A 10,970-nucleotide genomic window follows, 5' to 3' on the forward strand; every position below is an offset into this window, starting at 1 on the left:
TTATTCGGACAAGACTAACGAATTTTCATCAATCTCGCAACAAAGATTTGTAGCGTTTTTACACAATCCATAATTAAAACGATTTGGTCTGTTGAAGAGGTAGGAAGAAGTACGCAATGTTCTTCTGGCCTCTTCGATAGACCTTCCTGTAAACTGAGCATAGGTCATTAGCGAAGATCTTTTTTCCCACCTCAGTACCCTTACCCGTATGCAACAGGGCAGCGGCTTGGCCAGAGAAACAAGAAGTAGTCGCTATGTTAAGCAAGTAAGGTTTAGTAACTGCGTTGCCTGGGCACACCGTTCATGTAGCTCAGGCTTAACTCCCTTGGCTCGTTGTGCCCACACCACCACCTTGACAAAATACATGGGGGGGGGGCGGATCAGAAAAGGCGCAGCTTGTTTGCGCCCATTCGCTGATCGAAAACTACAATACCGGCATTACCCACAGGAGCGAACGGTGGGTTTGCCCAGTGAACGGATGCGACCCGTCGCCAAGGTCTTGGGCGTGTAGTGCACCACATTTATGGTGACCTTCCCTCTTTGTGTGCGGTGGTTTTCGCCATAGTGTTTAAACCGCGCCGATTTAAACGCTGGTTTAAAAAATGTGATAAAAACCGCGGTTAAGCAACGACAGCATAAAGTGATAAACTACTTTAAAAACAACTTATTAATATGCAATAACATAGTAAAACAGGACTGTTATCACAGCTTCTCTAGCTAAGGGTCGCGAGTTCGAACCTCGTTTCTCGCTCGTTAAAACGCCTCCCCCACGCTGTACAGCGTGGGGGAGGCGTTGTTTTTGTGCCTAGGCGCTTGGTAGAACCTGTGCGGCCGATTACTTGCTCAGGCCCTTACTCACCCGGGCGGTAAGTCTTTTCGGCATGTTTTTGAACGTCTTCGGGGTAAAACAGCACATCCTTGAAGCGCGTTTCGGTGTAGAGGGCTGCTTGGTCGGTGAAGTGCGGAGAATTGGGGTGGCTGCTCTGGCCGCCCGATAACACCGAGCGGGCCTTGATGCGCGGACCAAACTCCACGACTGCCACAAAGCTGTTGCCCACGTTGCCGTAGCGCTTTTTGGTGCCGGGGTACGTGCGGGCTCCGTAGGCGGCCAAAGAGCCCCAGGACGACGACGTGAAGGCCACCGGCAGACTTGGCTTTTGGTCATCGTATACCTCCTTAATATTGCCCGTGAGGCGCTGAAACCGATTGACGTCGCCCCAAGGCGTTTTCCAGGTACCGAAGTCCCGGGTTAGTTCGTCTAGGGTTTCGGCCAGTGCGGTTACTTTTTCCTGGGGAGTGGTTTGCTGAATGGCAAAGACCGTAAAACTGATGTTATCCATCTGCGCGTCGGCGGGCACGCGGGGGCGAGCCAGGCGTAGCATGCGTTCGGCCCAGTAAATGGCTACGGTTTGGGCCACCGATGTTTTACTATAGGACTTGTTCCAGCCGCGCAATTCGTTGATGGCCTCCGTAACGGCAGGCGAGACGGGGTTGCCCGCACCGGCAGTGGTTTGGTAAGCCGTTAGCAGGGACGGAATAAGGTCTTCGAAGGCTGCCAGATGAGGGTCATTAGCTGCCGCAATCAGAGTATCGAGGGTAAACGTTTTTCGGCGGCCGAGCACGCGCACGGCGTTAATGCCGCGGTAGTTTTCGGCGTCGGGGGCCATGTAGGTGGGGTACTTGTCGCGCGCCGGGCTGCTCGGGCCCGACACCGTGAAGGGCGTCGAGTTGCAGTTCTGGATCCAGCCGCTGGCGGGGTTCAGCACCTGCACCAGCTCATCTACTTGGTGCAGGCCGCGCCACTCGGTTTTCGGATTGCTGCCGTCTACGGGGCGGCTCCAGTTAAACCCGGTGTTACGCTTGGGCATGAAGTTGCCGTGCCAGTACGCAATGTTGCCTTTGCTATCGGCAAAAACCGTGTTGTTGGATGCGTTGCCGTTCAGCTTCATTACCTTCTTGAAACTGGCGTAGTCGGTGGCCTTGGTGCGCAGGTACGACTGCTCCAAGGCTTCCAGGGGGGTATCCATCATACGAATGGTAACCCACTGGTTATCGGCTTGCTGGCCTACCACCGGACCGTGGTGGGTACGGTACGTGGTAAAGGTTTTGGTCAGGCGTTGATTGCCCTGCGTGTACGCCAGCGTAATGGGCTGCACCTGCACCGGGCGCAGCTTCTTGCCGTAGCGGTAGTAAAACTTCCCGTCCTTCTGCTCGATGCGTTCCAGGTACTCGTCCATGGAGTCGGCGTTGCTGGAGGTGTGCATCCAGCCGCAGTGCTGGTTAAAGCCTTGGTACACGAAGAACTGGCCCCAGGTAACGGCGCCGTAGGCGTTCAGGCCTTGCTCGCTCACCACCTGTACTTCGGGCCGGAAGTAGAACGAGGTGTGCGGGTTGATCAGCAGCAGGGCATGGCCCGATGCGCTTTTGGCCGGGGCAATGGCAAACCCGTTCGAGCCGACCGGTTCGCGGTCCTGCTTTTCGAAGTCGGGACGCTGCCAGGAGGTGGATTTCCGCTGCCCGTAAAACGCTTTCAGCCGCTCCAGCGGTACCACGCTGATGTTACCGCCAATGCTGCCTTCGCTGAACACAAGCGGCATCCAGGGCTGATAACGCGTGAGCAACCGCGGCTTCACCGTGGGGTGCGTGTGCAGGTAATAGTTGGTGCCGGCGGCAAAGGCATCGAGCAGCTGCTTCATCCAGACCGGACTTTTCTGGTAGATACTGATGGCCTGGGTGCTGTCGAGGAACAAGCGGGCCCGCAAGTCGCTGTAAAGCGCCGCCTCGCCCTCTACTTCGGCCAAGCGCCCGATGTTGGTGATGTAATTCTCCTCAACGCGGGCGAAATCGTCTTCGCACTGGGCATAGAGCAGGCCGAAGACCGCGTCGGCATCGGTCTTGCCGTAAATATGCGGTACGCCCCATTGGTCGCGCACGATGGTTACCTGCTTGGCTTGCTGCTGCCACTGGGCTATTTCGGCGGGCGTAAAGGCTTGGGCCCAGGCCGGCAGGCCCGCAAGCAGCAATAACAACGTGGAGAGGAGTCGGATCATACCAGAAAGGTAGTGCGAGGCGCCGTTTTGTGCCAACTCGACCGCAAAAGCCGCGCGCTGCTGAAAATTTCCCAAAAACAGAAGCGGCGCTTGCATTGCTCGGCAAAGCCTTGGACACAACCTTCAGCTACTTGGAAACGCGTTTAGATTTTTAAAAATAGCCTGCCTGATGCCGGATTCGATTGGCGAAGCATGTCGCTCTGTTTAGGCACCCAAAACAGAAACGGCCCGCCCAAACTGGGCGGGCCGTTTCTGTAATCAGAAAACCCGATTAGTTAGAGCTTCTCGTAGCCGTACGAATCAACGTTATCGTTGTCGTAGGCGGTGTTGCTGGCTCGCTTGCTGGCGTAGCTGCTGCTCGAACCGGGTCCGGTCCAACGCTGATTGGCAGCACGCTTTTTCTGCAACGATTTGCCGCCGCGACCTTGGGTGAAGGCCAGGTAACCGGCGCCCAACAGTACGGCACCACCTACGATTTTCTCGGCGGTGCTCAGGCGACCCAAACCGGTCCAGGCTTTGGCGCCGGCGTCTTTCAGGGTTTGCGGCAATTGCGAAGTAGACTCGGCAAGGCCCGATTTGTTCAGCCAGTCTTTGGCTTGGTCCAGCAGTGCGCCGGCATTGCCGGGAATAGCGGCCGGGGCTACGGCAGAAGCCGAAGAAGCATCCGACGAAGCGTCGGGGGTGGCGGGAGCAGCGCTGCTGGGGTCGGCGCCAAGCATGCTGGCTTTCGAGTTAACGGCGGAACGGGGAGATTGAGGATGGCTCATGGCGAAGTAGCAAATAAGGTGAGGGAACAGGAGCTGTTCCGGATGAGGTTATTCGCACGTTCTTGCTTTTGGGTTGCAAAAAACAGCTGCTTAAGGGCCCTGCGCTGGCCGAAGCTGAACAGCCACATTTACCTGATATGTTGTTGTTTGAGCATGTAAGGGGCCAAAACCCCGAATTTTCGGTTGGTACATTACGGCACCAAAACTTCTTTCCGAAATAATTTTTCGGACCGGCTGTAACGATGCCGGATTTTGCGGGTACTCCTCTCAACCAACCCGCAAAACCCAACCCCGGTGGCCGACCACTACCCGAGCGACGACTACTTAATGGCCCAGGTGCAGGCAAACGACCTGGACCAGCTCGCGGTGCTGTTCGACCGCTACCACCTGCCCATTTTCAACTACCTGTTGCAGCGCACTAACCGCGACCGGGAAACCGCCGAAGACCTCACCCAAACCGTGTTCGAACGCTTGCTGAAATACCGCACCAGCTACCAGTCGGGCCAGCCGTTTCGGGCCTGGATTTACCAACTGGCCCGCAACGTGCACGCCGACCACTGGCAGCGGCAGCAGCGCATGCACACCTCCGATTTGCAGGAAGTGGAGCAACAAGGCGGTTTTGGCCCCTCGGCCTTTGCCGCCATGACTACCACCGAACGCGACCAAAACCTGCACGAAGCCCTTGCGCTGCTGCCCGATGCGCAGCGTGATATTCTGGTACTGCACCGCTTTCAGGGGTTCAGCTACGAGGAAATTGGGCAGCAGCTGGCCTGTACCGCCGGCGCTGCCAAGGTTAAAGCGCACCGGGCTTTGCAAGCCCTGCGAGCCATCTATTTTGCTTCCTAGCCATGCTTAATCGCCCTTCTCCATACGATTGTTTTACCGTAGCCGACCTGCTGGTAGACTACGCCGACCAGGTGCTGCCGCCCGATCAGACCGAGCGCGTGGCCGCTCACCTAAGCCAGTGCCCCGCTTGCCAGGAGCAAGTGGCGCAGCTTCGGGAGTTATCCATTCAGATGGAGGTTTCCGAGCCCGTAAAGCCCACTCCCGCCTTGCGTAATCAGTTTATGTTGATGCTGGAACAGGAGAAGGCCGCACTGGCAGCCGCCCCGGTTGCAGCGCCGGAAGTACAGGCGGAAGCACGCGTACGGCCCATGTGGGCTGGTGAGGCCACCCGCTGGACAATGCGCATTGCGGCGGGCGTGGCCCTCCTGATTATGGGCATGGCCCTGGGCCAGTGGTGGCGCCCCATTGCAGCGCCAGATGTAGCCACTACCCCGCCGGCCGGTGCTACCAAGCATGCCATCCAGTTGGCTAGTGCGCTGTCGGGTGATGCGTCGCGGAGCTTGTCGGCCAGCGACCGGATTCAGCTGGTGAGTAACGCGGTAGAGCAGGTGGAAGGAACCGGCGACCCGGCCGTGCAGGTGCTCATTAACACCCTGAATTTCGACCCCAACGCCAACGTGCGCCTGGCCGCAGCCAGTGCCCTGTACCGTCTCCGCTCTGACCCTCGCGTGGGCGAAGCCTTCATCCAGTCGCTCACCATTCAAACCGACCCCAACGTGCAGATTCTGCTCATTGAGCTGCTGGTGAACATGCGCGAGCGACGGGCAACCCCTCAGCTCGAGCAGCTGGCCAAGAAGCCCGACGCCTTGCCCATAGTGCGTCAGCAAGCCGAATACGGCCTCGGCACCCTGATTTAGTTTTTCCTTTTTGCTTTTCCACCCCGATTCCTCTTTCTGGCGCTGCGAACGTGGCGGCTCCGGCCAGGCTCGATGTGTACTTCACTTCTGACATGAAAAAGTCTCTGCTTCTTACTTTCAGCTGCCTGTTGTTGGCAGCGCCGGCCCTCTGGGCGCAGGAATACAAGCTTAAGCTTGGCGGCAAGGACCGCAAAATTGAACTCGAACTTCAGGGCGGCAACGTGACCCTGGAAGGCTACAACGGCGAAGAACTTGTTATTCGGGGGAACGGCTACGAGCCCCTGCCCAAGCGGGCCGAAGGTCTGCGGTCGGTGTACAACACCGCCGAAGACAACACCCGGATGGGCCTTTCGGTAACACAGAAAGACAACGTAGTGCGCATTGTGCAGGCCACGCGCAAAGACGCCAACTACGTGATTCGGGTGCCGCGCTCAACCGCCGTCGTGTTCAACCAGACTAACTTCAACGGCGGCGACGTGGACGCGCGTGACCTTGAGGGCAATATTGAGCTGAGGCTGAAGAATGGCAACGCCAAGCTCACCAACATGGGCGGCGGCGTGGTGGCCAACACCATTAGCGGCAACATTACCGTGCGCTACGCCGACCTGAGCAAAGCCCCCAGCTCCATTTCCTCAGTAAGCGGCGACGTGGACGTAACCATGCGCCCCAGCAGCAAGGCCACCCTGCAGTTGCGTTCGGTATCGGGCGACGTGTACACCGACTTTGAAATTGCCATGGGCAAAACCAACGGCGACATGAAGCGCGTGGGTGGCCAGGTGGTGCACGGCACCGTGAACGGCGGCGGCACTAACGTGTCGCTGCAAACGGTAAGCGGCAACGTGTACGTGCGCAAAGCCAAGTAGCGAGTTGCTCGACAGCCCTCCTCTCCCCTTATAAACCTGCTATTACCATGAAATTCTTTCGCCTTCTGCTGAGCGTGTGCGGCTTCTTGCTGCTAATGGCACCCGCGGCCAACGCCCAAAAAATCATCGAAAAAAGCGCCCCAGTGGGCTCTAAACAACAAGTGGTGCTGGATTTGAAACAGGCCACGACCATCAAGATTCGCGGCGGCAGTGGCAGTCAGCTGCGCGTGCGAGCCGCCGTAACCATCAATCAGAACAAGCTGAACGACGCGCTGCAACTCACTCTCAGCACCGAAGACGACCGGATTACCGTGAAATCAGCGTTCGATGAAGCCATGCTGCGCACCGGCCAGCCCGCTGACTGCCCCGAAAGCAATGGCCAAACGTCCTGGGTTTCGGGCGGTGGCAACAATGGCCGTAACAGCTACCGCGTGTGCAGCAACGTGGACGTGGAAATTGAAGTACCCGAAGGCGTTTCGCTGCGCGTCAATACCATCAGCGGCAACATCGAAGCCTCGGGCCTGACCGGGCAACTGGAAGCCAAATCCATCAGCGGTTTTGTGGACGTTACGTGGTCGGCGGGGCAAGGCGCTGAAGTGGCCTTCAAAACCATTACCGGCGAGGTGTACACCGACCAGGACATTGCCTTTACCAACCGCAAGCCGGGCGTGCCAATGGTGGGCTACGAAGTGCGCGGCTCTTTGGGAAAAACCGGCCCCTTGGTGCGTCTGGAATCCATCAGCAACGACGTGTACTTCCGCAAGCGGAAGTAAGCCGAGCCGAACTCGGTCCTGTGCTTTAGGCGCATCCTAAATGCAGCTAACCACAAGGAAGGCGTAAGCCAAGTGTTTCTGTACCGTAGTAGTCAGGTTCATTTAGTTGAGTGAATAGGCCCTGCCGAACCGATAGAGGTGCCTGGCTTACGCCTTCCTGCTGTTTTCAGCTTCTACTGGGAAGAATCATTTTACTTGGTTTAGCCACGAGCGGCACAACTTACATGGGTAGCCCTTCGCTCGGAATACCTGAAAGCCCCGGCGCCTTTGTGGCGCCGGGGCTTTCTTCTTTTAGCGGATCGGTGGCGTCCTTTTGGCCGCAGATATGAGCAGCCCGAAACCCGTTTGCCCTCCTGCCCAGAAAAAAGTTTGCAACTCGCTGTAACCATCGGGGATTCGTTGAGTTTCCACGGCCAAATAACCCCATCTACCACTGCTTCAGCCCCGCACTTCGCTTGAACTCGCTCTCCGACAATGCGCTCATGCTTCAGGTAAAAGGCGGCCAGCTGGACAAGATGGGGCTGCTCTTTGAACGCTACCACCGGGCGCTGCACGCGTTCTTTTACCACCAAACCGGGCAGCCCGCCTTCAGCGAAGATTTGGTGCAGAACGTGTTCGAGCGTATGCTCAAGTACCGGCACACCTTCACGGGCGAAGGCGAGTACCGGACCTGGATGTACCACCTCGCGCGCAACGTGCTAGCCGATGCCGCGAAGAAAAACAAACCCTCCCAGTACCACCAGGATGTAACGGCGCTGGCAGAGCACATCGGGGGTGGCCCCACGGCCGACGCCGACTTGCAGCGGAGCCAAGAGGTAGCGCAGCTGCACCAAGCCCTGGCCCGCCTCAGCCCCGACAGCCGCGAGGTGCTCGTGCTGAGCCGGTTTCAAGAGCTGAAATACGAGCAGATTGCCCAGTTGCTCGATACCAGTGTGGGGGCCGTGAAGGTGCGCGCGCACCGGGCCCTCAACCAGTTGAAGGACATTTATCTACGAATGGAAAATGGAAGCAAAGTTCATGAAGTGTGAGAGCGTGCAGCAGGGGCTAATGGACTGGCTGGCCAACGAATTACCAGCCCCCGAGCACGAAGCTGTAGCGGCGCACCTGGCCCAGTGCCCTGCCTGCCAGCAGGAGCTGCTAACGGCGCGTCAACTCTGGCAAACCATGGGCGCACTGCCCGTGCCTGAGCCCAGTGAGCAAATGCGTCCGCGCTTTTACTCCATGCTGGCCGAGGCCCAGGCTGCCGAGCAGCGCAAGCAACAGTACTCCGTGGCGGCCCTGGTAGAACGGCTGCGCGCGTGGTGGCAGCCCGAGTACGCCATGCGCTTGGCTTACGGCGTGGCGTTGCTGGTAATCGGTTTAGCCGGTGGCTACCTGCTCAAAGGCAACACTACCACTCCCTTAGAAACCACCCAGCAGCCAATGGCCGCCGCCTCGATAGGGGAACCGGAAAACATACGTCAAACCCAGCTGCTCACGCTGCTGGAAAACCCCTCGGCGGTGCAGCGGCTCCGGGCCGTGAGCTACGCCGAGGAGCTGGCGCCCAGCAACGAACGCGTGGTAGTGGCCCTGCTAAGCACGCTTAATTATGACCCCAACGTGAACGTGCGCCTGGCCACGCTGGAAGTGCTGGCGACTTTAACCGAAGACCCCACCGTGCGCCAAGGGCTGGTAAGGTCCATGGCCCGGCAAGAGTCGCCGCTGGTGCAGTCGGCCATGGCCGATGTAATGGTGCAGCTGCAGGAACGCCGCTCCGTGCGGCCCATGCAAAAGCTCCTGCAGCAAGAAAACCTGAACGAACAGGTGAAAACTAAAATCGAAGAAAGCATCCAAACGCTGTCGAACGGCCGGCAACAAGCCGAGCCTCAAACCCCTCCGCAATCCAATGAAAACCGCAGCCATATTCAGTCTGGTTCTGACACTTCTGTGGCTACCTAGCCGCCTGCCGGCTCAAGACCGCAAAGACCACACTGCCTCCGACAAGTTTAATAAGGAGTTTGCCCTGACCGGCAACGTCAGCCGTGCTACCCTCGCCCTGTATAACATCATGGGCTCGGTAACGGTGCAGGGCTATTCGGGCAAGAATGTGGTGGTGGAAGTTACTCGCACCCTTAAAGCCGCCACCCCAGAGCTGCTGGAGCGCGGCAAAAAGGAAGCCCAGCCCGGTTTCGATCAGCACGGCGACAGTGTACTGGTGTACGTGGCGGGTCCGCAGGACTCGCGCCCTCAGCGCCGAAACAACAACGGCAACAGCTACCAAGGCCGCTTCAGCGACAATTGGACGCACAACAACTCCGACCGCCCCGGCTATACGTACAGCTTCGATTTTGTGGTGAAAGTGCCGGCCGCCATGGAAGTACGCGCCTCCACGGTAAACGGCGGCAAAATGCTGGTGGAAGACGTGACCGGCCCGCTGCAAGCCCGCAACGTGAACGGCTCGGTTACCATTCGGAACGCGAAAAGCGCCACGGTGGCACACACCGTTAATGGTAACGTGGATGTCTCCTACACCGACGCCCCAACCTCGCCGGCTACCTACCACACCGTGAACGGCAGCATTACGGTAACCTACCCGCCCAACGTATCGGGCGACTTGCACTTCAAGAGCCTGAACGGCCACCTGTACACCGATTTCCCCCAGGCCGAGATATTGCCGGCTCGCGTCACCGCTAATCAGCAGCAAGACGGGCAAGGCACCAAGTACAAACTCAAAAAAGACACGGCCGTGCGCCTGGGCAAAGGCGGAGTGGATTTCCGCTTCGAAACCGTCAACGGCAACGTCACCGTTAAAAAGCAAACCCGATGAAATTGATAGTACCCCGTACCCTACTGGCCCTGCTGGCGCTGGTGTGGGCGCTGCCCTTAGCAGCTCAAAAAAACGATTCCGAACAACTGGTGGTGGCGCTTAGCTCGCCCAACAAGCCCGGCACGCTGCACCTTAAACTGGTCAACGGTTCCATTCGCGTGGAAAGCCACGCCGGCAAAGACGTTATCATTAACCCCGCTCCGCGTGGAGCCCACACCTCCCGAAGCAGCCAGGAAAGCAGCGCCGGCGACAACCCCAACCAGCTCCGGCGCATTAGCAAGGTGCAGGCGTTCGACGTAACAGCCCAGGAAAAAGACAACCAGGTGTACGTGCGCAACCAGTCGGCTCAGAACACGGTGGACTTCACGGTGAAAGTACCCCGGCAGTTCTCGCTGCGCCTGAGCACTGTGAACAACGGCAACATTACGGTGGAAAACGTGGCCGGCGAGCTGGAAATTTCCAACGTAAACGGCAGCATCTCGCTCAAGGATGTAAGCGGCTCGGCCGTGCTGAACACCGTTAACGGCAACGTGGTGGCCGTTTTTAAAGACGTAACCACTGGTGCGCCTATGGCCTTTTCCAGCGTAAACGGTAAAATTGACGTGACGCTACCAGCTAAAACCAAGGCGGCGCTCAAGCTCAAGTCGGACCGCGGCGATATTTACAGCGACTTTGAAATGGCCGTGGACGATGCCGCGCCCAAAGTGAGCCGCACCAACACCGACGGCACTTACCGCCTGAGCGTAGAAAGCTGGACCTACGGCAAAATAAACGGCGGCGGCGCCGAGCTGATGATGAAAACGCTTAACGGCAACATCGTTATCCGCAAGGCCAAATAACCGCAGGCAGTGCCCAGGCCCTGAAGTGTTTTACCACGTGTTCGGTGGCCAGCTGCAAAGCAGCCCTTCCGCCACCGCGCTGCGTTCCGATGAGTGAGTGTGCGTTGGAACGCCGTGCAAGAAACCGATTTGGCCAAGTTAGTTTCCGGTGAAACCCTTCAGGGCCTAT

The 10,970-nt window shown here is 58.1% G+C and carries 10 protein-coding genes; 8 read left to right on the plus strand and 2 right to left on the minus strand.

The genetic code is table 11. The features are described 5' to 3' along the window. Window positions 1-851: 851 nt before the first annotated feature. Complete coding sequence (locus ABD903_RS06345) at window positions 852-3,050, minus strand: penicillin acylase family protein (RefSeq protein ID WP_345222377.1); 2,199 nt, start codon at window positions 3,048-3,050, stop codon at window positions 852-854. Between the two features lie 275 nt (window positions 3,051-3,325). After that, window positions 3,326-3,817 carry a hypothetical protein gene (locus ABD903_RS06350; RefSeq protein WP_345222378.1) on the minus strand — a complete coding sequence of 164 codons (492 nt, stop codon included), beginning with the start codon at window positions 3,815-3,817 and terminating at the stop codon, window positions 3,326-3,328. A gap of 294 nt (window positions 3,818-4,111) precedes the next feature. On the opposite strand from ABD903_RS06350, the gene ABD903_RS06355 reads away from it, so the two are divergent. The 8 genes from ABD903_RS06355 (at window position 4,112) to ABD903_RS06390 (ending at window position 10,801) form a co-directional block, all read left to right on the plus strand. After that, window positions 4,112-4,663 (plus strand): RNA polymerase sigma factor, encoded by a 552-nt coding sequence (locus ABD903_RS06355; protein ID WP_345222380.1) that lies wholly within the window; start codon window positions 4,112-4,114, stop codon window positions 4,661-4,663. A gap of 2 nt (window positions 4,664-4,665) precedes the next feature. Then, window positions 4,666-5,520, plus strand: a complete 855-nt coding sequence (locus ABD903_RS06360; protein WP_345222382.1) for a zf-HC2 domain-containing protein — start codon at window positions 4,666-4,668, stop codon at window positions 5,518-5,520. A 92-nt stretch (window positions 5,521-5,612) separates the two neighbouring features. Further along, window positions 5,613-6,383, plus strand: a complete 771-nt coding sequence (locus tag ABD903_RS06365) for a DUF4097 family beta strand repeat-containing protein (protein WP_345222383.1) — start codon at window positions 5,613-5,615, stop codon at window positions 6,381-6,383. Between the two features lie 47 nt (window positions 6,384-6,430). Beyond that, window positions 6,431-7,156, plus strand: a complete 726-nt coding sequence (locus ABD903_RS06370; RefSeq protein WP_345222385.1) for a DUF4097 family beta strand repeat-containing protein — start codon at window positions 6,431-6,433, stop codon at window positions 7,154-7,156. A 455-nt stretch (window positions 7,157-7,611) separates the two neighbouring features. Continuing rightward, window positions 7,612-8,184 carry an RNA polymerase sigma factor gene (locus tag ABD903_RS06375; protein ID WP_345222387.1) on the plus strand — a complete coding sequence of 191 codons (573 nt, stop codon included), beginning with the start codon at window positions 7,612-7,614 and terminating at the stop codon, window positions 8,182-8,184. Continuing rightward, window positions 8,159-9,094: a zf-HC2 domain-containing protein gene (locus ABD903_RS06380; RefSeq protein WP_345222388.1), complete on the plus strand. Its 936-nt coding sequence runs from the start codon at window positions 8,159-8,161 to the stop codon at window positions 9,092-9,094. Before ABD903_RS06375 ends, ABD903_RS06380 begins: the two co-directional genes overlap by 26 nt. Further along, entirely contained in the window at window positions 9,042-9,962 is a 921-nt protein-coding gene (locus ABD903_RS06385; protein ID WP_345222390.1) for a DUF4097 family beta strand repeat-containing protein, read from the plus strand. Before ABD903_RS06380 ends, ABD903_RS06385 begins: the two co-directional genes overlap by 53 nt. Continuing rightward, a complete protein-coding gene (locus ABD903_RS06390) occupies window positions 9,959-10,801 on the plus strand; it encodes a DUF4097 family beta strand repeat-containing protein (RefSeq protein ID WP_345222391.1) in 843 nt (280 codons plus the stop codon). Before ABD903_RS06385 ends, ABD903_RS06390 begins: the two co-directional genes overlap by 4 nt. Window positions 10,802-10,970: the final 169 nt, after the last annotated feature.

It is taken from the genome of Hymenobacter koreensis, from assembly GCF_039541855.1.
Classification (GTDB): domain Bacteria; phylum Bacteroidota; class Bacteroidia; order Cytophagales; family Hymenobacteraceae; genus Solirubrum; species Solirubrum koreensis.